At 45.4% G+C, this 24175-nt stretch carries 23 protein-coding genes; 13 read left to right on the top strand and 10 right to left on the bottom strand.

The genetic code is table 11. The annotated features are described in order from the left end of the window. Positions 1-247: 247 nt before the first annotated feature. Complete coding sequence (locus tag H6F63_RS21220; RefSeq protein WP_190440935.1) at positions 248-415, bottom strand: hypothetical protein; 168 nt, start codon at positions 413-415, stop codon at positions 248-250. Positions 416-419: 4 nt separating this feature from the next. On the opposite strand from H6F63_RS21220, the gene H6F63_RS21215 reads away from it, so the two are divergent. From H6F63_RS21215 to H6F63_RS21200, 4 genes are all read left to right on the top strand, one after another. Continuing rightward, entirely contained in the window at positions 420-1493 is a 1074-nt protein-coding gene (locus H6F63_RS21215; protein WP_190639442.1) for a cytochrome c oxidase subunit II, read from the top strand. Positions 1494-1574: 81 nt separating this feature from the next. Then, positions 1575-3338 (top strand): cytochrome c oxidase subunit I, encoded by a 1764-nt coding sequence (gene ctaD / locus H6F63_RS21210; RefSeq protein WP_190639441.1) that lies wholly within the window; start codon positions 1575-1577, stop codon positions 3336-3338. Between the two features lie 109 nt (positions 3339-3447). Continuing rightward, on the top strand, positions 3448-4077 hold the full coding sequence (locus H6F63_RS21205; RefSeq protein ID WP_190423158.1) for a heme-copper oxidase subunit III: 630 nt from the start codon (positions 3448-3450) through the stop codon (positions 4075-4077). A gap of 104 nt (positions 4078-4181) precedes the next feature. After that, positions 4182-4994, top strand: coding sequence for a pentapeptide repeat-containing protein (locus H6F63_RS21200; RefSeq protein WP_190639440.1), 813 nt, complete (start codon positions 4182-4184; stop codon positions 4992-4994). Positions 4995-5078: 84 nt separating this feature from the next. On the opposite strand, the gene H6F63_RS21195 is transcribed toward H6F63_RS21200, so the two are convergent. After that, complete coding sequence (locus H6F63_RS21195; protein ID WP_242020009.1) at positions 5079-5789, bottom strand: class I SAM-dependent methyltransferase; 711 nt, start codon at positions 5787-5789, stop codon at positions 5079-5081. Further along, entirely contained in the window at positions 5780-6079 is a 300-nt protein-coding gene (locus tag H6F63_RS30175; RefSeq protein ID WP_242020007.1) for a hypothetical protein, read from the bottom strand. The genes H6F63_RS21195 and H6F63_RS30175 overlap by 10 nt, the downstream gene beginning before the upstream one ends. Positions 6080-6503: 424 nt before the next feature. Between H6F63_RS30175 and H6F63_RS21190 the strand changes: the two genes are divergently transcribed. Then, positions 6504-7568 (top strand): fatty acid desaturase, encoded by a 1065-nt coding sequence (locus H6F63_RS21190; protein WP_190639439.1) that lies wholly within the window; start codon positions 6504-6506, stop codon positions 7566-7568. A gap of 92 nt (positions 7569-7660) precedes the next feature. Here the strand turns inward: H6F63_RS21190 and H6F63_RS21185 are convergent, their stop codons facing one another. Further along, a complete protein-coding gene (locus tag H6F63_RS21185) occupies positions 7661-9532 on the bottom strand; it encodes a DnaJ domain-containing protein (protein WP_190639438.1) in 1872 nt (623 codons plus the stop codon). A 315-nt stretch (positions 9533-9847) separates the two neighbouring features. Here H6F63_RS21185 and H6F63_RS21180 point away from each other — a divergent pair, with 315 nt between their 5' ends. After that, positions 9848-10129 carry an HNH endonuclease gene (locus H6F63_RS21180; RefSeq protein WP_190639437.1) on the top strand — a complete coding sequence of 94 codons (282 nt, stop codon included), beginning with the start codon at positions 9848-9850 and terminating at the stop codon, positions 10127-10129. A gap of 16 nt (positions 10130-10145) precedes the next feature. Here the strand turns inward: H6F63_RS21180 and H6F63_RS21175 are convergent, their stop codons facing one another. Then, positions 10146-10982, bottom strand: coding sequence for a tetratricopeptide repeat protein (locus H6F63_RS21175; RefSeq protein WP_190639436.1), 837 nt, complete (start codon positions 10980-10982; stop codon positions 10146-10148). Positions 10983-11459: 477 nt separating this feature from the next. On the opposite strand from H6F63_RS21175, the gene H6F63_RS21170 reads away from it, so the two are divergent. From H6F63_RS21170 to H6F63_RS21160, 3 genes are all read left to right on the top strand, one after another. Continuing rightward, positions 11460-13484: an elongation factor G gene (locus H6F63_RS21170; protein ID WP_190639435.1), complete on the top strand. Its 2025-nt coding sequence runs from the start codon at positions 11460-11462 to the stop codon at positions 13482-13484. 262 nt (positions 13485-13746) lie between these two features. Then, positions 13747-14664, top strand: a complete 918-nt coding sequence (locus tag H6F63_RS21165) for a prohibitin family protein (RefSeq protein ID WP_190639434.1) — start codon at positions 13747-13749, stop codon at positions 14662-14664. Positions 14665-14698: 34 nt separating this feature from the next. After that, the gene (locus H6F63_RS21160) at positions 14699-14887 is read left to right on the top strand and encodes a transposase (protein ID WP_190639433.1); all 189 of its coding nucleotides are present in this window, start codon (positions 14699-14701) and stop codon (positions 14885-14887) included. A gap of 209 nt (positions 14888-15096) precedes the next feature. Here the strand turns inward: H6F63_RS21160 and ctpC are convergent, their stop codons facing one another. Both ctpC and ispG read right to left on the bottom strand, forming a co-directional pair. Next, entirely contained in the window at positions 15097-16386 is a 1290-nt protein-coding gene (gene ctpC / locus H6F63_RS21155) for a carboxyl-terminal processing protease CtpC (protein ID WP_190639432.1), read from the bottom strand. A 188-nt stretch (positions 16387-16574) separates the two neighbouring features. After that, complete coding sequence (gene ispG, locus H6F63_RS21150) at positions 16575-17792, bottom strand: (E)-4-hydroxy-3-methylbut-2-enyl-diphosphate synthase (protein ID WP_190423131.1); 1218 nt, start codon at positions 17790-17792, stop codon at positions 16575-16577. A gap of 142 nt (positions 17793-17934) precedes the next feature. Here ispG and H6F63_RS31150 point away from each other — a divergent pair, with 142 nt between their 5' ends. The 3 genes from H6F63_RS31150 (at position 17935) to H6F63_RS21135 (ending at position 20231) form a co-directional block, all read left to right on the top strand. Then, positions 17935-18138, top strand: a complete 204-nt coding sequence (locus H6F63_RS31150) for an AbrB/MazE/SpoVT family DNA-binding domain-containing protein (protein WP_190639431.1) — start codon at positions 17935-17937, stop codon at positions 18136-18138. Between the two features lie 282 nt (positions 18139-18420). Continuing rightward, positions 18421-18804, top strand: a complete 384-nt coding sequence (locus tag H6F63_RS21140; RefSeq protein ID WP_347276823.1) for a clan AA aspartic protease — start codon at positions 18421-18423, stop codon at positions 18802-18804. An 86-nt stretch (positions 18805-18890) separates the two neighbouring features. After that, entirely contained in the window at positions 18891-20231 is a 1341-nt protein-coding gene (locus tag H6F63_RS21135) for a serine/threonine-protein kinase (protein WP_190639430.1), read from the top strand. 132 nt (positions 20232-20363) lie between these two features. Here H6F63_RS21135 and H6F63_RS21130 read toward each other — a convergent pair whose 3' ends face one another. The 3 genes from H6F63_RS21130 to H6F63_RS21120 form a co-directional block, all read right to left on the bottom strand. Continuing rightward, positions 20364-20564, bottom strand: a complete 201-nt coding sequence (locus H6F63_RS21130) for a hypothetical protein (protein WP_190639429.1) — start codon at positions 20562-20564, stop codon at positions 20364-20366. A gap of 160 nt (positions 20565-20724) precedes the next feature. Continuing rightward, positions 20725-22170, bottom strand: a complete 1446-nt coding sequence (locus H6F63_RS21125; protein ID WP_190639428.1) for a phosphoglucomutase/phosphomannomutase family protein — start codon at positions 22168-22170, stop codon at positions 20725-20727. 114 nt (positions 22171-22284) lie between these two features. Next, on the bottom strand, positions 22285-22665 hold the full coding sequence (locus H6F63_RS21120) for a hypothetical protein (RefSeq protein WP_242019075.1): 381 nt from the start codon (positions 22663-22665) through the stop codon (positions 22285-22287). 312 nt (positions 22666-22977) lie between these two features. On the opposite strand from H6F63_RS21120, the gene H6F63_RS21115 reads away from it, so the two are divergent. Continuing rightward, positions 22978-23817, top strand: a complete 840-nt coding sequence (locus H6F63_RS21115; RefSeq protein WP_190427194.1) for a photosystem II manganese-stabilizing polypeptide — start codon at positions 22978-22980, stop codon at positions 23815-23817. Positions 23818-24175 lie beyond the last annotated feature (358 nt).

Raw genomic sequence — 24175 nt, 5'->3', positions numbered from 1 at the left:
TTTAGGAATTTCTTCCGATTGGGAGAGTTTGGTATATTCGATTACATATTCTTTACTAATCGTTACAATAATTAAATATTATCGGAATTCAGCGCCATAGACGCTGCACCACCTACCCATCGACAGAGCGCGATCCCAAAGAAATCTATAAAGATAGGGGAGGTTTACTGGCCAGCAAGCTCGCTTAGGCTTACCGTGGTAAGTAAGCTGAACTGATTTGGATTTCCTAAGATCGACATAGAGCTACTTATTTATCCGTTGTCGTGGGCGTTTGAAAGTTGTTAGAACCTTCTGGGGTTTCAACTGGACAACTTGACACCTCTTCCCAGACAACTGACGACTGACTAATAAATCCTGTCTGTGGCTTGAATTCCCAGATTATTTTGTTCAGCAGTTTTGCAGGAATCGAAGACATAACCGTGAACATCCCAAGTCAGATAATAACTTTACTGGTTGGCATTGTTGTCACCCTTGTCAGCCTCTGGTACGGTCAAAATCATGGTCTTCTGCCGATAGCAGCTTCCCAGGAAGCTCCCTTGGTGGACAAGCTGTTTAACGCCATGATGACCATTTCGACAGGGCTGTTTCTGATAGTTGAAGGGATAATCGTCATTTCAGTTATTAGATTTCGCCGTCGCCCAGATGACAACACAGACGGGCCACCAGTGCATGGCAACATCCCCTTAGAAATTTTGTGGACAGCGATCCCGGCGGTGATTGTTCTGGGAATCTCTATCTACAGTTTTGAGGTTTACAGCCAGATGGGCGGAATCAGCCCAATGGATCACTCGGTTGCCCATGTCAAGAGTGATAAACATTTTGCCAGAATGCCAGGAGCCGCGATCGCTGCCACCCTGACAGATACGGAAAATCGCAATCAACAGCTACAAGAAGAAGCCCTAGACGATCCCGCCACAGCCCTGAATCGCAAGGAACTTCCCCAAAAACGCGATTCTGAAGGACTAGGCGTAACTTCTCCCCGAATCGGCCCTACGCCTGATAAGGAAGGTCAAGCTCCAGAATACGTAATCAATGTTACGGGCCTGCAATTTGCTTGGCTTTTTAGCTACCCTGACACGAACGTTACCACAGGCGAATTACACCTTCCCATCGGGCGGGAAGTGAAACTAAACATCTCAGCTAATGATGTAATACACGCTTTTTGGGTGCCTGAGTTTCGGTTGAAGCAGGATGCAGTTCCAGGACGGCAAAGTGAACTGCGGTTCACACCTAATAAAGTGGGTGAATATCCAGTAATCTGTGCGGAACTCTGTGGTGCCTATCATGGAGTGATGAAGACAAAAGTAATTGTCGAGACACGCGAAGACTACGATAAATGGATGGGCGAACAGCAAGAAGTTGCTAGAAACGAATCTCTAAATCAGTCTGTTGCAGTGAATCCTGTAGAACTCTCCAATGCTGAGTTTTTGGCTCCCTACGCGAGTGAGATGGGTGTCACAACCGAAAGCCTACACCATCTCCACAACCATTAATCGCTAAGGTCAGGATGGGTAATGGTAAAAAAAGCCAATTAGCAATCCTTCAATTAGCAATCAGCAATCCTGCGATTAGTTATGACACAAGCACAGCTTCAAGAACGTGCCAATATACCTGCTCACGGTGACGAACCGAAGGTAACGCATTGGCGAGAATATTTTGGCTTTAGCACCGACCACAAAGTGATCGGGATTCAATACCTGGTTACAACGTTTATTTTTTATCTGATCGGTGGCGCACTGGCAACAGCAGTCCGCACGGAATTGGCAACGCCAGCGTCGGATTTTGTTGCACCGGATGTTTACAACAGCTTATTTACAGTCCACGCGACGGTGATGATTTTCCTGTGGATCGTACCTGCGGGAACTGGTGGGTTTGGGAATTATCTGGTGCCTTTGCTAATTGGGGCAAGGGATATGGCGTTTCCCAGACTGAATGCGATCGCTTTCTGGATGATCCCCCCCGCCGGCATACTGCTGATGAGCAGTTTCTTCGTCGGCGCACCAGGCGCAGGTTGGACTTCATACCCCCCTTTGAGCATCGTCAGCGGTAAAGCTGGGGAAGCGATTTGGATTATGAGCGTCCTGTTGCTGGGAACGTCCTCCATCTTGGCAGGGATCAATTTTATCGTCACCATCTGGAAGATGCGGACACCAGGGATGGGGTGGAACCAAATGCCCTTATTCTGTTGGTCAATGTTCGCCACCTCCTGCTTAGCTGTCATTTCCACTCCGGTATTAGCAGGGGCATTGATTCTCCTGGCCTTTGACCTGCTGGTGGGGACTAGCTTCTTTAACCCCACGGGTGGCGGTGATCCCGTCGTGTACCAGCATATGTTCTGGTTTTACTCCCACCCGGCGGTTTATATCATGATCCTCCCCATGTTTGGGATGATCTCAGAAATTCTGCCAGTACACTCTCGCAAACCGATTTTTGGGTACAAGGCGATCGCATATTCCAGCCTAGCTATCAGCTTTTTGGGGCTAATCGTCTGGGCGCACCATATGTTTACTAGCGGTACCCCAGCCTGGTTGCGGATGTTCTTCATGATCACCACAATGGTAATCGCCGTACCAACTGGCATTAAAGTCTTTAGCTGGTTAGCCACAATTTGGGGCGGCAAACTGCGCCTCAACAGCGCCATGCTATTCGCTCTCGGTTTTATCTCCATGTTCGTTATCGGCGGCATCAGCGGCGTTATGTTGGCGGCTGTACCCTTCGACATCCACGTTCACGACACCTACTTTGTAGTTGCTCACCTGCACTACGTCCTCTTTGGCGGCAGCGTTTTCGGCATCTACGCCGGATTCTACCACTGGTTCCCTAAGATGACCGGGCGGATGTTGAACGAAGCTTGGGGCAAAGTTCACTTTGTCCTGATGTTTATTGGATTCAACTTGGCTTTTCTACCAATGCACAAGTTGGGTATGGAAGGCATGAATCGGCGGATTGCCGAGTATGACCCCAAATTTGCCACACTCAACCTAATTTGCAGCATTGGAGCGTATATACTTGCCGTTTCCACCATTCCCTTCATTGTCAATGCCTGCTGGAGTTGGATAGCTGGCCCCAAAGCACCCGACAACCCTTGGGACGGACTAACCCTAGAGTGGATGACGACTTCGCCCCCCCCAGTAGAAAACTTTGAGAAAGACCCAGTGTTAGCCACTGGCCCTTATGACTACGGCATGGGCGATCGCCGCACCAAGGTAGATGTCCCCCTCGACGATCCTCGAAATCCAGTCTTGTCTGCCGGCCCTGACTCCGCCTTACGTGCAGATCCAGATCCAGCTGTTGCGGCTCATCCCGATGACCGTCAAGGAGAAAGTCACAATCGTTAATAGGGATTAGGGACTGGGGGCTAGGGACTAGAGACTAGGTAAGACTTTTTCCCAATTCCCAATCCCTAATTCTTAATCCCCAATTCCCAATTCTTTATAGAGGAGATTCATGCAAGGTTCAACAATTGACCCAGCAAAAACTGCCCTAAATTATCACCACGAGCCAGAAGCAGCAGTGGAAGCCCACGGCGTAGAACATCACGATTTTCGCATCGAGGGGCTGATTGTATTTCTGGTAGCAGAAGGCATGATCTTTTTCGGCTTATTTATTGCTTATCTCGCCTTCCGAGCAGTTGCACCGTCTTGGCCCCCCGAAGGAACGCCAAAACTAGAGCTATTGCTACCTGGAATCAACACCATAATTCTGATTTCTAGCAGCTTTGTGATCCACAATGCTGACACCGCCATCAAAAAGAATGACGTCAAAGGTTTGCGGACATGGTTTGCCTTAACTGGCATCATGGGCGCAATTTTCCTTTGCGGTCAGCTTTACGAATACAGCCACTTAGAATTTGGTCTTAGCACTAACTTATTTGCCAGCACCTTTTATGTTTTGACTGGCTTCCACGGTTTGCACGTATTCTTAGGACTTGGGGCAATTGGTGCTGTGTTGTGGCGCAGTCTCAAACCCGGCCACTACAGCAATGAACACCACTTTGGCGTTGAAGCCGCAGAAATTTACTGGCACTTCGTTGATATCGTGTGGATTGTTCTGTTCACAATCCTCTATCTGCTTTAAGTGTTTTTGAAGCACTACAATAAAAAATTTGCCTCCAGCTGGGGGCTTTTTTTATTGTGATAGCTTAATCTACTGAATGAGGGAGGAAACCAAGGGGTTAATTGATGGACGCGGATGAACTATTCAGGAGATACGCAGCTGGAGAAAGAGATTTTTGTCTAGCCGAACTGTCTAATACCGACTTAAGCGGGGCAAATCTCAGTCAGGTGGATTTCAGTGGGGCAAACCTAAAGAAGGCAACCTTTAGCCGAGCCATTCTCAGCCGAGCTACTCTAGCAGCAGCCAACATGGAACTGACTGACCTGTGCGAGGCAGATTTGCGTAGAGCCGACTTGAGCGGAGCCGAGATGATTGGAGCCTACTTAATTGCAGCTAATCTGAGTTTAGCTGACTTGATTGGCACCAACCTGCGTGGAGCAAATCTGAGTTTATCCGACTTGATTGGCGCTGACTTAATTGGCGCTGAGCTGAGTAGAGCCAATTTGAGTTTAGCCGACCTGCGGGGAGCCGACATGAGTGGAGCCAACCTCTGTGAGGCAAACTTGAGTTCAACACACCTTTATGAGGCTGACTTGCGGGAGGCAAACTTACTCAAAGCTAACTTACAAAAAGCTCTCTACAACGAACAAACTAAGTTTCCTGAATGGTTTGAACCTGCCTCAGCAGGAGCGTTGTTAATTGCTCCTCAAGTGTGTCTGGCAGGGATAGACCTGAGTAAAGCCAATCTCCCCGGAGTCAACCTGCGTGAAGCCAACCTCAGCGGTACTAACCTGAGTCAGGCAGATTTGGTTTGGGCAGATTTGAGGGGAGCCAACCTCACTGGAGCCAACTTACATGGCGCAAATTTATCTCAAACCAATCTCAGGGGAGCTAACCTCAAGGGAGCTATCATGCCTGATGGCAGCATCCACGATTAAGTTATAGATATTTCCCTCGCTTCTCTTCTATTATTAGGCTTGGAAACGCCAATGTTAGACGCTATGCCTCAATTTGAGACTGCATTAAGTATGAGTCAATAAAAATTGACCGTTGCCGTTATATTCCCCATTACAACTAGCAAAGTTGCGAACAAACCATATCAAATAAAACCTCCAAATCCGGCGGAAATTTGCATACTCGATGCCATAGTCTAACTGTTTGTTTGTTGCCTGATTGTCATCAAAGTTTTTTAGCCAGTTAGCAAAGGTTGTAGAGTAGTTATAGCCGTTGAGGTACCATCTTTGAATGGTTTTTAGGTCTTTGTTATGGCTAGGAACTGCATCGAAATTCCAGTAACGGCCATGCGGAAAAATATATTTGTGGGTGTAAACGCTGGAGATGTTGTTAGGGGTGCGGACTGTGATGATGTGAATAAAAAGTTTGCCGTCCTCCTTCAAGAATAAAGCTAATTTCTGGAAGGCTTTGGTTAAATTACCCACATGGCAGAAAACGCGAATCGAGAGAATTTTGTCAAACTTTGTGTCAAAGAAGGCATCATTTAAGTCGCCTTCATACAGCGTAAATCGTCCTGAACTAAGGTAACTTTCCGGATCTTGCATTTTGCCACGCATATATTCGCATTGTTCGTGGCTCAAATTAACTCCCGTAAACTTGACATTGGGGAACTTGGAAAGAATATAATTGGGAACGCATCCCCAACCACAGCCAAAGTCTAAAATATTGTCGCCGTCTTTGATCTCTAGCTTCTCAATTACATCATCGATCATTTGCATTTAGGCTTGGCTTGCTCAAGATTGGCTGCGCCTTTTTCCCACAATGCCATGCTGTATTTGGGATAAATAAGTTTCCCATCTCCTAACATTGTATTCAGCATGGCTTGTGGCAAGTCATACTGATCTCGCGAACCTTCGGCGAGATGATCGGTTTCTTTTAATACCCAGCCGTAGGGTGCTAAAAGAGAGGGAAAATATTTGAACAAGATGGGCATGAAGGTATCGAAAAGCGATCGCAGTACAGCATCAGGCACTTCAAATCCGTTAATATAAGCCTCTGCTACTGCCATTTGTGCTGCGTTAACTACCTTGACAGCCCCACGGCTGGTCTTATATGCTAATGGGGTTTTGATATTGACATCCCCTACTAAAGGGATATATTTTCGATGTTTTCTAATACTGAAGTTGAAGTCATAGCCACCCTCGTAATCTATCTAGAGGATTGGGATAGCTGGAGCTTAAGCTACCGTTTTTTTGATTCCATCCCTCTAAAGAGGTAGAATATGTTATAGGTTACAGTTATCTTTAAGAAATCTATTAATAGCGCGGGTTTCAGGAAAAAGGATTTTCATTTAAACTATATTTATTGATAATAAACGGAAAAATTTTTAAGTTTTTTTTAACGAAACCAAAAACAAATATATTTCTGAAGATAGGATAGAATAAAAATCTGTTAAGTTAAAATACAGGTCTTTAATTTTGGATAACCAAGTAATGATTCCTCAAGCAGAGTACGCCAAAAAATTGCGTCCTCTTCTTCCTGATGCTGCGTTTGCACCCGATCCCAATAAGTTATTCATTTTATTAATTAATGTAGCAATTCTGATATTGGGCTGGGCGATCGCATCTAAGTTAGACCGTTGGTCTGTATATTTATTGTGGCTTTATTTACCGCTAAGCCTGGTAATGGGCAATAGTGTCATTGTTTTACTATTCAGCTCCCATGACCTCATGCACGGCAGCGCGATTAGAAATTCTCGCCTGATGCGTTTGGTAAGCTTTCTCGGATTAACGATTATGTGGATGCCACCGACGTTGTGGAAAGCAGTTCATAATCGAGTGCATCACAATAATACTAATTCCCTGAAAGATCCAGATCGCAATTACTTATATCAACAGCCTGATACTTGGGGAAAATGGATTCAAAATCTATTCGTCCCATCTACTGAAGTTAATCCGTTATGGTTAACTGTAGGGATGACATCAGCATGGCTGGTTCATACTTTTCGCAACCTAACTTCGGTAGTGTTGTTTAATAATGAGTCTGTAGATTATGTGCCTGCTGCTTTTAAAGTGAGTGGCAAAGATAGGCAAGCGATCGCCTGGGAATTTCTATTAATATTAGGGATTCATTTCAGTATCATCGCGTATCTAGACTTTAACCCCATCAAACTCCTACTCAGCTACTTCCTCCCGCTTGCAATTGGCTACGCTGGTGTCATGTTTTATATTTATACAAATCACATGATATGCGAGATGACCAGCGTTAACGATCCGCTGATGAATAGTGTCTCTCTCCGAGTTCCCAAAATCTTTGATTTGCTGCACTTAAATTTCTCATACCATACGGAACATCATATTTTTCCGGCAATGAACTCGGACTATTATCCAATGGTTCAAAACTTGTTAATGATACACTATCCAGAACAACATAACTTATTAGATGCCGGACAAGCTTGGCGATTATTACTGCAAACTCCCCGGCATTACAAAGATGAAACTACATTCATAGATTCCTTGGGAGATCAGCCTGTTACTTGTCCTCTGGGCAAGAATTAAAAGCTTACTATAGCCCTCCTAAATAAATCTTCCAATTTTCTTAGTAGAGACGTTCTATAGAACGTCTCTACTCATGTGTTGGGTAGGCTGCATTATCTTAACCGAACCGTATTGCCGCTTATTTCTTTCTGGTACTGGTCATATGCCTGATTAATTGCCTGCATTGTAGCTTTAGCACTAGCAGAAGAATTAATATCAGGATGATACTGCCTTCCCAAGCGAATGTATGCACGCTTCACATCGCTAGGATAAGCACTTTTTTCCACACCCAAAACTTCCCACCATTCCCCAGATAGCACAAAGTTAGATTGAGATTTGTTCGTCTCACAGGACTGATGCCAAATTTTAATAGTGCCGCCATTAGCGCCACTCACCAAGGTATTTCCATCAGCACTAAAAGCAACCGCACCACGTCCAGAAAGAGTTTCTAGCAATTCTCCAGTGTGCAGGTTCCAAATTTTAACGCTGTTGGTGCTGCCACTGGCGAAAGTTTTTCCATCGGGGCTAAAGGCAACAGAATTAACCCTAGATGAATGTCCTGAGAAAGTGCGAATTAATTCTCCGGTTTTGAGATTCCAGAACTTGATTGTAGTGTCTCCACTCCCACTAGCGAGAGTCTTTCCATCGGGGCTGAAGGCAACAGAATTAACCCAACCGGAATGCCCCGCGAGAATGTGGTGCTGTTGTCCGCTAATCAAATTCCAAAGCCTAATAGTTTTATCGGCGCTTCCACTAGCGATAGTTTGACTATCGGGACTAATAACAACAGACAAAACCGCATCTGAATGTCCATTAATAGTACGGATTAATTTTCCCCCGTAGCCATTCCAAAGCCTGATAGTTTTATCGGCACTTCCACTAGCAATAATTTTTCCATCTGGGCTGAAGACAACCGAGTAAACAAAGCCGGAATGACTGTAGGCTGAGTTTAAATAAAAGAAGGTGCGGATAAATTCATTTTTTCGCAAATTCCAGCTAGTAATTTTTTGATCAAAACTGCCACTCACAAGAGTCTTACTATCTGGACTAATTGCCACTGAATAAACTTCCTGTGCTTGTCCAATAAAGGTGAAAATCTTTTTTCCTGTCTTCAGATTCCACAAAGTAACTGTTCTATCATCACTCCCACTGGCAACGATTTCACCATCGGGACTGACAGCAACGGAATTAACCGAGCCTGAGTGTCCTTTAAGAGTATGTACGCATTTCCAACAATGAGATGCCTGTGCCTCTACTCGCATCAGTTTTGCTTCAATTTCAGGAGAAGAAAACTTGCTTTTTAATGGCTGTGTCGTGGTGACATAAGTTTCAGGGGTTGCAAATGAGTTGACATTTGGTTTAAAGAAGTTTGAATTAGTTTTTGGCTGCATTTTAGCCTTCAATTCCTCTAACTCACCCTCCAGTTCCCAATTAGCAAATTTTCTTTCTATAGCATCACCAGCTAACTTTTTTTCTAATGCTGCAAGTTCTAATTCTAAAAGTGCCTCGGTGTAAGCTTCTTGCCATAAAACTTTTTCTTCCATTCGCTGGAAGGCATCTATTGCACCCATTAAACGCTCTCCTGACTCTGATTTGAGAGCTTTATGCAACCCATAAATTCCCAGTCCAATTACTGCACCAACAGCCGTCATCGGAGCCATGCCAATTCCTACAGCCGTTCCTTTAAAGGCTAATCCCATGCCGCCAAAAACTGAGTAAAAACTAGCGCCACCTGCTGCACCAATTCCTATGGCACCTAAAGCGAAAGTATCTCCTTCTCCTATCGCTGTAAAAGCTCCGTAGGCAGCAGCGCCAGCAACAGCTCCCGCCGCCGTAACTGGTGCCATCCCAAGCCCAACAGCTCCAAATCCTCCAACTAATCCCATCCCGCCAACAGCGGCGGAAACTCCGGCACCTGTCGCCGCGCCTGCGGTAACAAATGCTGCACCTGGGATAACACTATTTTTCTGATAATTTTGATACATGAATTTTGCAAGGGCGAAGGATGAGGTTCATGGAAGCGATCGCTTCTTTCTTTAATACACCTACCACTCTCTCCCTTGGTTCTAAATTCGTATATTTACCGATTTTTTTTCTAATATAGCAATCCTAATTTATTTATCAAGCTCTCTCTTTTCTCTTCCTCTGTGTCTCAGCGGTTCGCTAATCAAATAGGGTCGCTCTAGAAATTATTATAATAATTATATAATTAAACAAGTAATGCTTGTAAAGATCATAACTTTGTTAAAGGCAATGATAATTTATTTTACCAAGTAAGGGAGTAGGAGTTCTAGCAATCAATGCAGTGCGAATTGTGCGAAAGAGAAGTAGAAAAATTAACTGTACATCATCTAGTTCCGCGACAGAAAACCAAGCGGAAAAATGAAGATCCAGGCCCTACTACAAATATCTGTTCTGCCTGCCATCGACAGATACATACTTTGTTTGATAATACGAGATTAGCCCAAGAACTCAACTGTGTGGAAAGACTGAAGGATGAACCTCAGATGCAGAAATTTTTGTCATGGGTGAAGAAGCAAGATCCGGCTAGGCGCGTCAAAGTACATCGCACCAGCAATTAATTGATCCGGGTGAGCCTTAATTAGGATTTTGCGCTCTTTGCAATAATTCCTGAGAATTCCTCACCCACTGGGTGTTACCTTGAGCAGCGTAGAGGTCTTTTGCGTATTGTAGTAATTGCTGAGCATCCCTGTATTTGCCTTGGCGCAAAAATACTAAACCCGCTGCATAGTAGGCATTGGCGTAATTAGAATTAGCTTCGGCTGCTTGGCGAAAAGCGTTTAAAGCTTCGTCTAATTTTCCTTGATTCATTAAAATTGAACCGAGATTGTAGTGAGCTTCGGGGTATTTAGGGCTGATTTTTAAGGCTTGTTGAAATGCTTTTTTAGCTTCGTTATTTTTATTTTGTTGTAAATAAGATAAGCCCAAATGATAAGCAGGTTCTGGTGCATTTGGACTCAACTGCATAGCTTTTTTAAAAGATGCGATCGCTTTCTCCCAATCTCCCTGCTGTTCCCTTACCAAACCCAGATTGTAATGCGCTACCCCCAACTTAGGATCGATTTCCAGCGCCCGGACTAAATAATCACCCGCCTGCTGTAAATTGTTGCCCTCCAGCAGCGCAGCGCCTAAATTGGCAAAAGCTAAGGCAAATTTGGGATCGGCTTGTGTCGCTTGGTAAAAGGCATCCGCTGATGGTTGTAATTGTCCCGCCTGCCGCAAAGCTAGACCTAAATTGTAATGGGCTGGTGCCAGTTTGGGATCGAGTTGGGTGGCGCGTTGAAAGGATGCGATCGCTTCTGATACTTTCCCCTGTTGAATCATCTGCAAACCCTGATTTACCGAATCCACCGCCTGTGGCGCTTGCGCGACTGTTATAGGCGTAGAAGTTGGTAAAGCGGCAACCGGGGGCATTATCCCCACCAGTAACACCGAGAGCCTAACGACTAAAGTTAAGGGCCTAGGAACAAAGTTCGCGGACGCCGGGTTTTTTCGTGCGGTTCCAGGCTTGGGCCTGTGAGGTATATTTATCCATTCCAGATGCCGATGCCTTCCCATTTTTCGAGTCACCTTTTTGTTTACAATTGTTACGCTTGTTGACCTGATATCCAGTATTTTTCTAACAAATACTTTTTAATCTGTTTCATTTATTGATAAAATTTACGCTTATTTAATAGTAATTTATCTAAGTTAATTTTTGGGTGAGTTTGCTTTAAAAGAAATTGCAACTTTCATTTCAGGGAAGTCAAACGCGCTAATCTCACAGTCAGGGATAAATAAATCCATACGGCTAACAAGCAGTTAATGGCACCCAGAAAGGAGAGCGGGAACATCCCGCCGATTGCCAATGGTGTCAATCTGCTTCTCTCCTTTTTTTCTTGGAGGTGAATTATGAACGAAAAAGTCGTTTCCGGGACACGAAATGTTGCAATTGTCGGCCCGTATTTAAGTGGCAAAACTACATTACTGGAAAGTTTGCTGTTCGTCAGTGGGACAATTTCCCGCAAAGGACGTACTGTAGACCGTAACACGGTCGCAGATAGTTCCCAAGAAGCACGCGATCGCCAGATGAGTGTAGAGGTATGTACTGCCAGCACAGAGTACGGCGATGTCCGCTTCACTTTTGTAGATTGTCCCGGCTCGGTAGAATTTGCACAAGAAACCTATAACGCTCTAATTGGCGTGGATGCAGCGATTGTAGTCTGCGAACCGCACACCAATCGCGTCCTCACCCTCGCACCATTATTCAAATTTCTCGACGACTGGGAAATCCCGCACCTAGTCTTTATCAACAAAATGGATCGGGCGAACAACAACTTCATGGACGTGCTAAACGCCCTGAAAACAGTTTCCAGCCGCCCGATCGTCCCACACCAGTATCCCATCGGTCAAGGCGAACAACTGACCGGATTTATCGACTTGGTGAGCGAACAAGCTTATCATTACCATCCGGGTGCGCCAGCTGACCCGGTGCCAATGCCAGAAGACTTGAAAGAACAAGAGCAAGCAGCACGCACAGAGATGCTGGAAGCATTGGCAGATTTTGACGACCACTTGCTAGAAGAACTGCTAGAGGAAATTAACCCGCCCCAAGAAGAAATTATCCAAGACTTGAAAATGGAGTTAGGGGCAGATTTAATTGTGCCTGTGTTCCTGGGGGTTGCTGAGCAAGATTATGGAGTGCGACCCCTGCTGGAAGCTTTATTGCGAGAAGCACCAGATCCCGCAACTACTGCCGAACGTCGGGGAATTGTTCTCCACGCCGATGCTCCCTTAGCGCAAGTTATTAAAACCTATTACACTCCCCAAGGTGGGAAACTCTCCCTCGTGCGGGTTTGGCAAGGTACGTTAACAGATGGAATTGTCCTGAATGGGGTTCGTGCTGGCGGATTGTACCGATTGATGGGACAGCAACAGCAAACTGTCACACAAGCCCAAGCTGGTGAAATTGTGGCACTGGGACGCTTGGAAGCAATTAAAACAGGCGATACCTTGACAGCCGATGCACAATTGGCAACCGAATTACCGAAAGCCGAGCAGACTTCCCCAGTCTACGCAATGGCGATCGCGCCCGAAAAGCGCAACGACGAAGTTAAACTCAGCAGCGCCATAAGCAAACTGCTAGAAGAAGATCCGTCCCTCGCCTGGGAACAACACGGCGATACTCACGAAGTCATCCTCTGGGGACAAGGCGACATTCACCTGCAAGTTGCTCTCGACCGACTGCGGCGCAAATACAACCTGCCGATGACAACCCATCTGCCACGAGTTCCCTACAAAGAAACCATCCGCAAAACTGCCCCCTCAGTTCACGGGCGCTACAAGCACCAAAGCGGCGGACACGGGCAATTCGGCGACGTATACCTGGAAATCAAACCCCTACCCCGTGGCGAAGGCTTTAACTTCAATCAAACTATTGTTGGCGGTGTCGTTCCCAAGCAATATATTCCTGGCGTTGAGATGGGAGTGCGGGAATATCTCACTCATGGCCCCTTGGGTTTCCCAGTCGTCGATGTAGCAGTAACGCTGACAAATGGTTCATACCACTCAGTCGATAGTTCGGAACAGGCATTTAAACAAGCTGCCCGAATTGCCATGCAGGAAGGAATGCAAAAGTGCGAACCAACCCTGCTTGAACCGATTACCTCAGTTCAAGTATGCGCCCCCAGCGAGTTTACCTCCAAAGTCCTCCAACTACTGAGCGGACGGCGGGGACAAATTCTCGGCTACGAAGCTAAATCAGATTGGGCAGGTTGGGATTGCGTTTCCGCGTATTTACCCCAAGCTGAGATGCACGACTTTATCGTAGAATTGCGAAGTCTTACAATGGGCGTTGGCTTCTTCCACTGGCAACACGACCATCTCCAAGAAGTCCCCGAAAAATTAGCTGAAAAAGTCTTAGCCACCAACGGCTAAAAAAGGAAAAAGGAAAAAGGCAAAAAGAAGAGAAAAAACACAAACCAGACAAAAAATAGCAACGTAAGTAATCTTACTCTTTTGCCTTTTTCCTTACCGTATGGTTTATTTCAAAGTTTGTGATTAATTACTCTTTAAATCTCAATAGCTAAAAAAAACAATAGCCCGAATTAGCTTTTGGCGGTTTAATTACCTAACGTTAACCAGCAGGATCTATCATCAAATTAAGTTGTAATTTTTCAAAGCTGATGGAGGGAAATTTATGTCTTTTATAGCTTCGCTCCTGATAACGTTAATTTCTATCCTCGTTTTCTTGAATGCTGGTAAAGTTAAGAATGAAAGAGGCCGCTTGACGGTGCAAGCGATCGCAACGCTTGTTGGAGCAATTGCAGCGCTTTCTACCGTCTTCCGCAGTTTATTGATTATCCCCGCTGGAAATATCGGCGTTGTAGAGTCCTTGGGAAGGGTTTCCGAACGCACCCTTAATCCTGGTGTCCACTTAGTCAATCCCTTTACCGAAGTCGAGACATTTTCCACTCGGCTGAAAGATGTGAAGGAAACTATAGAGGCTACATCCCAAGAAGGTTTAGCTTTCAATATCGATGTTAGTCTTCAATACAGACTAGATCCACAGAAAGCGGCGGAAGTTTATAAAAATATTGGCACTGAAGAGGGAGATATTATTACTTCCCGATTTCGCTCCCTTGTCCGCGAAATTACTGCTAGTTACCCGGCTGTAGCAATTTACTCGACCAAACGCCAAGAAGTTGCTAATCAGCTTCGCCAACGGCTAAGCGAGCAGTTATTACCTCTTGGTTTTGTAGTTGAAGAAGCTTTGTTGAGGGAAGTTAAACTTCCTGATACGCTCCAAGCCGCAATTGAGCAAAAACTCCAAGTCGAGCAGCAAAGCCAGCAGATGAAATTTACTCTAGAAAAAGAGCGTCAAGAGGCTGAGCGAAAACGCATTCAAGCCAGAGGTATTTCTGATTCTCAAAAAATAATTTCTCAAGGACTGAGCGACCGAATGTTGCAATTGAGGGCAATTGAAGCCACTGAAAAACTAGCTCAATCCCCCAATTCTAAAATTGTGGTGATGGGTGGTCAAGGGCAAGGTGGTTTGCCAATCCTGTTACAGCCAGACATAGGAACTTCAACCAATGCAGCCGCTCCAAAACCCTAGTAGTATCTCTGTGTGGAATTAACTTTTACTTAAAATGACTAATTCACAAACTTGGTATATTGTCAAGCGACAACATCAAAAATGCGAAATTATCCCCAGCGATCGCGTCGAAGGGGAGGAAGAATCAGCATTTGTGGAACGCTGGGGGCCATTTAATTCCCAAGAGGAAGCGATCGCTCGTCGCATCGGCTTAATCCGCGCTGGAAAGTGCCAACCCGCATAATTTGAAATTTTAGATTCTATAGCGGTTCGCAGTTGAGTCAAATACAGACCTAACGATTCAACCCCCTTCCCTTGTAGAAAAGGAGAATTAGCCCCTCCCCTTGTAGGGGAGGGGTTGGGGAGAGGTCAGAAGTATTACACACAAATGAGAACCATAGATTCAACCCAAAATCATCAGAAGTCCAGAAACTCCTTCGGCGGGAGGAAAATCTAAAATTTCTTTTCTGCCCTATTTCCTTTTTTCGCAGCAATCTCCTGATTCAGCACATCCAGCGCTTTCGCGTATTGAGGATCGTCCTGAGAGCCGATTTTATCTCGGTCAGTCTGCAACGACTTGCGCTGTTCATCCGACAGTTCCAGCACCTGATCCGGGACAATTCCCGCTTGGTTGATATCGCGACCCTTGGGAGTATAGTATTTAGCGATCGTCACCGCCAAACCCGAACCATCGCCCAGGCCCCGCACCGATTGCACCAAACCTTTACCAAAGGTCTTTGTACCCACCAAAACAGCCCGCTTGTTATCCTGCAAAGCTCCAGAGAGGATTTCGCTAGCGCTAGCCGATCCGCCATCCACCAGCACCACCAGGGGTTTATCAGTCAAGGCCCGATTATTAGCCGTCTCTCGATCCCTTTCTCCCTGGCGATCGGATGTTGAGACAATCGTGCCTTCTTTGAGCCACATTTGGGCAATTTCAATACTAGAGTACAGTAAACCGCCTGGATTAGAGCGCAGATCCAGAATGTAGCCATTTACATTCTGCTCCTCCAAAGCTTTAATCGCGTCTGACATTTCCTTAGAAGCATTAGCGCTAAACTGAGTCAGGCGAATATAGCCGATGTCGCCAGTGGGACTTGTCTTCTTGCTAAAGCGCACCGGATGGATTTCAATTCGCGCCCGCTTCAGAGGAAACATTAATTCCTTGTCCCCCCGCTGAACCGTCAGCGTCACTGAGGTTCCCGGCTGTCCCCGAATCAGCTTCACCGCGTCATTGACATCCATCCCATCGGTAGTTTTGCCATCGATTTTGGTGATGATGTCCTTAGCCAATACACCAGCCTTAGAAGCTGGGGTATCTTCAATTGGCGCAATTACCGTTAACTTCTTGGTTTTTTCATCTTGGGCAAGTTGCAGACCAACCCCTGTTAATTCCCCAGAAGTGTCAATTTGCATTGACTTGAACTCTCCTGGGTCCATGAACCGAGTATAGGGGTCATTCAGTTTCTTCAGCATTTCCCGGATAGCTTCATAAGCTTCCTCCTTGTTGCTGTAAGACTTATTGAGATACTCTTTGCGAACTGCGCGCCAATCTACCTTGTTAAAGCTGCCATCCACATAAGAGCGGTCGATGACTTGCCAAACTTCGTCTACTAGCTCCTTGGGGCTTTCGCGCAAGACTGCTAGACTTTTGGGGAGATGAATACCTACTCCGGTAATAGCGATCGCAGCCACTGTTGCTGCTGTCGCACTTAGAACAAGCCCACGTTTTGTAATTACCATTTTCCTGTCTGAGCTGGGGGGAATTACTGCCAAGGAATTACGCTAACTCTAACACAGGCAATTTCTACCCAGCATTAGAGCGCACTTCTCTATCCATCTGCACTAGGTGACAGTCCGGAATTAGAGAATTCGGAGTTATGAGTTTACAATTCCTGATTCCTCACTCTTAACTCCTAACTTTTCTTAACTTAAGGATCAATCCAGCGTCCGTCTGCCTTAATTAAATTAATCAATTCTTCAACTCCTTGCGACTCTGGTACTTTTTTTATCTCTTCTCTGCCACGATATAGCGAGATATAACCAGGTTGTTTGCCAACATAACCATAGTCAGCATCCGCCATCTCTCCGGGACCATTGACAATGCAACCCATAACTGCTATGTCTAACCCGGTGAGGTGTTTAGTTGCTTCCCGAACTTCGTGCAGCACTTCTTCTAGGTTAAACAATGTGCGACCACAAGAAGGACAAGCGACATACTCAACCATCGTTTTCCGCAAACCCAAAGCTTGCAGAATGCTGTAACAGACGGGAATCTCTTTTTCTGGCGCTTCGGTGAGAGACACCCGGATAGTATCGCCAATTCCATCAGCTAACAGGGTAGCAATTCCTGCCGTAGACTTGATGCGTCCATATTCGCCATCACCAGCTTCCGTGACACCCAAATGCAGAGGGTAATCCATTCCCAGTTCATCCATCCGCTTCGCCATCAAGCGATATGCTGCTAACATCACCGGAACCCGCGACGCTTTGAGGGAAATTACCAGGTTGTGGAAATCCAGGGATTCGCAAATTCTGATGAATTCTATAGCAGATTCCACCATCCCTTCAGGAGTGTCGCCATAGGAAAACAGCATTCTTTCAGCAAGAGAACCGTGATTTACTCCGATTCGCATCGCCTTACCTTGATCTCGCAAGGAAACCACCAATGGTTCTAAAGTTTCGCGGATTTTTTCGCCAATCTCGTCAAATTCAGCTTTAGTATATTCAGTTCTATCCGCTTTTGGCTTCTCAAACACATACAACCCAGGATTAATCCGCACCTTATCAACGTGCTTGGCTACTTCCAAGGCGATTTTCATCCCGTTGTGATGCACATCGGCAACCAAAGGCACAATTTGGTAAGTTTGGATTAATTTCTGTTTAATTTCCGCCAAAGCTTTAGCGTGACCGATACTCGGCACAGTGACGCGCACAATTTCGCAGCCAATCTCGTGCAAGCGACGAATTCCGGCAACCGATCCGTCGATATCCAGGGTGTCTTCATTAATCATCGACTGCACCACCACCGGATAACCGCCGCCGATGGTGACATTTCCCACCTTTACCGGACGGGTTTTGCGGCGCTTAATGGCGGTGTCAAAAGCGGGTTCGTTAGATGCAGTGTTGGGAATTGGCAGAGTTTGCATAACCTTTTCTTTACTTTTTGCGTTCCTCTCTGTTTCTCAGGGTGCCACAGAAGGGGGCAAGTTTGGCTGATGGAATTGGAGGAACCTGACCCAAATTTGCTACGTATAGAATATACATTGTATATCCTTAAGGCGGTTTGATATGGAAACCAAGGCGCACATTGGCAAATGGGGAAATTCCTTGGCTTTTAGAATCCCCAAACATATTTCTGAATACCTAAAACTCAATGTGAATGACACTGTTATTTGCAGCGTAGAGAATGGAAAACTGGTACTACAACCATTGCCAAGTTCTTCGGAATATACCTTAGATGTATCGTGCAAGAGAGGCGAGTTTTATTGGTAAGTGTCCAGAGGGTTTACTTGAGGAAGTATTGAGACGGATTAAGCCAAGTTTATTTGAAGTTATGAAATTAGAATGAGAGTCCTGATAAATATTATTGAAGTTGCCTAGAGGTTCGGCTACTAAGTTGTATCACAACACGCGATCGCATACCATTACAGTAATTATTTTACTTGGCTACTTTTTGATTGATTACACGTAGTTAATAAAATAGGATAAAACACAGATAATGCAAATCTCAGTAGTTCTAATAAGACACCTAGGGAGAGTATAGGGGGAGTTATAGTGCAGGTAAAGCTAACAAATGCGATTGATGAAGAGTTAGTAAATCGCGGACTGCTTAACCCAAATTTATTGCGCGTGTATGAAACACAAGCACTTGTCGATACTCGCGCTACACGCACTGTGCTACCTAAGCATCTTGGTTTAAGGATTAGGAGTCAACAGGTAGCTAAATATGCTGATGGTAGAGAGGAAGCAGTCGGGCTGACAGAACCGGTCATCATTGAAATAGAAGGTCGTCAGACTATCGAAGCAACAATGGTGACAGCCCACCAAGTGTTAATAGGTCAGACTGTATTGGAGACGTTAGATTTACTTGTAGATTGTAAGAATCAGCGCCTAGTTCCGAATCCAGCACATCCTGACTATCCAGTGTTGCGAGTATAGCAAATAATTAATAGGTGTAAGATGAGAGCGATCGCATCCACGTATAGTTAAAATACGCTTAAAATGCTGCTTACTGTAAATTGACTATGCCTATCGACGCACCTCTTCCCGTCGGGTCAGTTCTAGAAAACCGCTATTGTGTCGTGCGAGAATTAGGGCAAGGTGGCTTTGGACGTACCTATCTTGCAGAAGATACCAATCGGTACAGTGAGCATTGCGTACTTAAAGAATTTTTACCACAAGTTGAAGGCAGCAAGGAATTAGAAAAAGCTGAAGAGTTGTTTATGCGGGAAGCTGGGGTTCTTTACCAGCTGCAACACCCGCAGATTCCTCGTTTCCGAGAATTGATCCGAGTCAATCTTGGCGGTACGGAATCTCTATTTTTGGTGCAAGAGTATGTAGAGGGGCAAACCTACTGCGATTTGTTAAAAGCAGGGAAGCCGTTTGATGAGGCCCAAATAATTCAACTGCTGCGGCAAATTCTACCAGTATTGGACTACATCCATTCGCTAGGGGTGGTGCATCGAGATATATCCCCTGATAACTTGATTCAGCGGAGTTCCGATAAGTTGCCAGTTTTAATTGACTTTGGTGGCGTTAAGCAAGTGGCAGTAAATGCTGCCTCCCAGTTTAGCGGACAGATGCCTGCTACTCGCTTGGGTAAAGAAGGTTACGCACCAGAGGAACAAATACGCCAAGGAAATGCTTTTCCTTGTAGCGATTTGTATGCTTTGGCGGTTACAGTTTTGGTGTTGCTAACTGGCAAAGAACCCCAAAAACTTTTCGATAGTTTTCAGGCAACTTGGCGGTGGCGACAAGAGGCGAGGGTTAGCCCTATGTTAGCGATTATTTTGGATAAAATGTTAGCTTATTATCCGGGCGATCGCTATCAGTCAGCTAGAGAAATTCTCCTAGCCCTCCCCTCTGTAAACCCGCATCTTTCTCAAGTTCCTACTATGAACGTTGTAGGTAGTCCCCCCTATCCAATTCCTCCAACAACTATCAGTCAAAAAAGTAAAAGTCCCAGTGTTTCTATTCCTAACCCAATTTACAAGCTGAGTTGGTTAAAATTTTGGAAAACAGGAATTAGTGTAAGTCTGATTTTGGCAGTCGGGATGGGGGCTTGGACTTTAATAAAATCCCGTTTATCGTCCTTTCCTCCAGCAATATCTTCGCCATTACCTGCCGATGGTTCGCTAAGTAAAAAAGAGCAGGATTTTGTAGCTGAAATAACTAAGCGTCGCCAAGCTTTGAAGATTTCCGAAACGGTTTTTATTCGTCAAGTTGATGAAATTTTTTATCAGAAGTATCCAGAATTAAAGCAACGTAGTTTGACAACTAACCCAGAAGATGCACGTTTCCGAATTGATTGGTATCAGATTGCTGATGACCAATTAAACAAGTTAGAAAAAGGCGCTCAATTATAGCACTTCTATTTGAGTTGCGAAAGGCGTAGAAACAGGGTTTCTACCTAATTGGAATCACAACTCAAACAGGATTGCTATGTGATGCAATTTAGTTCGCTACAATTGTTTTTAACTGTCAAGCCAAAATTTTTATTAAGGAAAGTCAGGAATCACCCATTGGGGAGGCTGCATAGCTTTTTTTCTGCGCGCTTCGTCAGCAATTTCCAGCATTCTATCTAAAGAAGTCTCTTTGATGAAGTTTGAGGCAGACGCTGCATTTTCCTTATTGGGGCATTTGTCACCCAAAATGCAGCCGTTAACGCAGGCTTCAGCGCAGTTTACTGTAACTTCCATTGTGTTTACTCTCTCTCATGCTCTTTGATGCTAGGCAGACTGATTCAAGCTTTGTCACTTTCAAAGCGAAAACGTCTACTTAAATTCTCCTTCTACAAATTGTACGGATATCTGTGAAAATTTCCAGCGTCTTGAGCGATCGCTTTCTTTACCGTTGCTATCAAACTGAATTAGCCCAATTTTTTGCCCAGTCTAAGGTCTGATAAACCTGCTTGAGAGTTGGTGCTTCGCAGTACAGTCGCAAAACGGGTTCCGTACCGCTAAAGCGAATCATCAACCAACTGTCATTGGCTAAACGGAACTTATAACCATCAATTGTCAGACAGTCTGTTACTGACTGACCAGCAATTTCAGTTAAAGGCGATTTTTGCAGTTGTTCGAGTAAACGCGATCGCACGTCCATACTCGCTAAAGGTAAGTCAATGCGATCATAAGCTGAGGTAAAATTTGTTTTTTCCTGCAAGCGTTGGTAAAGTTCGCTTAAGTCTAGTCCTGACTGGGCGATCGCTTCTAACAAATACAGTGCTGACAGCAGCCCATCCCGCTCTGGGATATGATTACCGTAGCCAATGCCTCCAGACTCTTCACCGCCTACTAACACCTTAGTTAATAACATCCGGTCGGCGATGTACTTATAGCCTATCGGTGTCTCATAGACTGGCAGATTGTACAGAGACGCTACGCGGGGAAACAAATCGGAACCGCTGACTGTTTTTACAACTTCCCCCGTCAGTCCCCGCCGCGATGCCATGTGTTCAATTAAAATCGGGATCAGTATTTGGGAACTGAGAAAATTTCCTTGCCCATCGACAGCAGCAATGCGATCGCTATCTCCATCAAACACAAATCCTACTGCCAACCCCTCACCACTGCGGCGGCGGTAAGTCCGCATCTGCCGGAACATCTGGGAAAGGTAACGTGGTAAAGGTTCCGGCGCACTTCCACCAAATAAAGGATCGCGAGAACTATTAATTTCCTCAATTGGCATCGCCAGCAGTTGTTCAAGTCCGGATGCCGCCGCCCCGTGCATCACATCAGCAAAAACACTGAGTTTCTTTTGCGCGATCGCATCCTGAATGCAGCCAATATCCACTTTAGCCCGTAGCGCTTCACAATAATTAGACCACGGGTCGAACCTCTCCAAACTTCCAGGCTTTCCTTTGACTGGCGACGATTCCTTAGCCAACAGCGCTTCTATCTTTTGCGTAATTTCTGGGGGAACCGAACCCCCAAATGCTCCCTTGACTTTTAACCCCGAATATGGCCCTGGATTATGACTTGCCGTAATCACCAAAGCCCCTAGAGCCTTTCGTTGATAAGCCGCCCAGCTAAATGCTGGTGTTGGGGCATAACTATCGCTCAACAGCACATCAAATCCCGCAGCTTGCACTGCAAGAGCCGTCTCAAAAGCAAAAGTTTCCGACATAAAGCGCCGATCGTAGCCCACAATAATCGTGCGCCGACTTGTCGCCTCACCATAGACATCTGCCAGGACTTGTGCCGCCAACGGTGCCACAAGCGTTAAACGCTCGAAGGTGAAATCTGCGGCGATGATACCTCGCCAGCCATCTGTACCAAATTTAATGGGATTAACAGCAAGCGGCATAAAAGCAGGGGGTGTTGCAGTGATAACGGTCGGATCTTAACATTTGTGGAGTCATTAGTGATTGGTCACTTAAGAGTTGTCAAGTTAAAACCCTCCCTAACCAACGCTTACAAACTAAGGACTACCGCCATCGTCCTCTTGAGAGCCTGACTCGTGCTTGACAGTTGGGGAATTGCCATTTGAAGCTGACAGATGTTCGAGAAGCGATCGCAGCCTCATGCGCTCAATGTAAGGCCAGCCACCAGCTTCTTCCATATCTTTCAACAGATTGTATAGAGCTTGACGATTATCCGGTAAAGAAGTCTGAAATACACCTTCCCGAATCTCGCGGTGCAAATCCTCTAACGTGCGAAGCATTGCCAACAAAGCCAAAGTATCTTTCTGACAAGTCTTTGCCAAAGACCGAACAGAAATAGCGATTGCTTCCAATTCTGACCCAAAAAGCCCCGACTCAACATCTTTGTTACTGTTCATGCGGGTGATTTGTCTGTCCATGCTGTTTTCAACTTTAACGGAGTGTTTCCTTAACTAGAGCGATCACTGCACAATCGACCTATTGGTAAATTGGTGTGGTGTGTAAGCACGGCATGGGTCTAAATCCCTATTAGGGATGGAAATAAAGGGATTGAAATAATTTACCCGCAGCTTCAGGATAAAGGCAACACAAAGCCTTGTAAAATTCACTTTAGAGATTCTAAGCCGAACGATTCCGAGCAAAATTAAGAATTTCACTTTTGTCCCCTGTCACTTAAACCCCACCCCAGATTTTACTGGTAGGGATTCCTAAATTAGATATTGAGGTTGACCATGAGGTATCGCGCTTTCATTGTTGCCTTCCTGGCATTGTGCTTGGGGGTACTAACTGCTTGTAGTGAAGGTCCAGCCAACGCGACTTCCACTCCAACTCCACTCACCTACGACCAGATTCGAGGCACGGGTCTAGCAAATAGCTGCCCTCAACTCTCTGAAACGACTCGCAGTTCCATTCCCATCGATCCTAGCCAGACATATAAAGTTACTAACCTGTGCTTACAGCCGACCAGCTTCTTTGTCAAAGAAGAATCTGCCAACAAACGGCAAGCCGCCCAATTCGTTCCAGGCAAGTTGTTGACACGGTATACATCTAGCATCGACCAGGTGCTAGGTGAACTGAAAGTTGATGAAAATAACCGTCTGAGCTTGGTTGAAGAGGATGGTCTCGACTTCCAAGCCACAACTGTTCAGCTGCCTGGTGGCGAACGAGTACCCTTCCTGTTCACAATTAAAAACCTGGTTGCCAGAAGTCAGCCCGGAATGGACAGCATTAACACCTCGACCGACTTTGAGGGCGAGTTTAACGTTCCCTCCTATCGGGGGGCAACTTTCCTCGATCCTAAAGGTCGCGGTGTAGCCAGTGGCTATGATAATGCAGTAGGACTCCCAGCCCAATCCGATTCTCAGGAACTGACTCGTGCTAATGTCAAGCGTGTAGACACCTTGAAGGGTAGCATTTCCCTGCAAGTCGCCAAGGTGGATAACGTCACTGGTGAAATTGCCGGAACCTTTGAAAGCGAACAGCCTTCTGATACGGATCTAGGAGCTGGCGAAGTTAAAGAAGTTAAAATTCGTGGCATTTTTTATGCGCGGGTTGCACCAGATCAGGCTTAAATCTCCTATTTAGCACTGATTGCTTAATTTAGCGGATCGGGAAAAGGGGCTTTACCAGCCCCTTTTTTATGCCTTAGAAGTCAAAAGTTAAAAGTCAGGACTTATAAGGTTTACTCATTTAAAGCTTTTAACTACACACTGACAGTGCCTGTTTTCGGTAGAAAATCATTTCTCCGTGAAAATGCTATTGTAATTAGCTGGCCAAAAAGAATAAACTTATGATCAAGCCTGAAAAAGCAAGTAATTAGGAAAATTTACCAAAAAGGCTTGATTAGTTTTACTTTTCTGAAAGGCAGTTCTCCGGAGCCTACCTAATAGCTCTATCCTCCAGCGTCTATGTTTTAAATCACAGCATCTA

The organism is Trichocoleus sp. FACHB-40, from assembly GCF_014695915.1.
GTDB lineage: Bacteria > Cyanobacteriota > Cyanobacteriia > Cyanobacteriales > FACHB-T130 > Funiculus > Funiculus sociatus.
The sequence above is the reverse complement of the archived record's forward strand: the minus strand, read 5'-3'. Positions and strand labels throughout refer to the sequence as shown.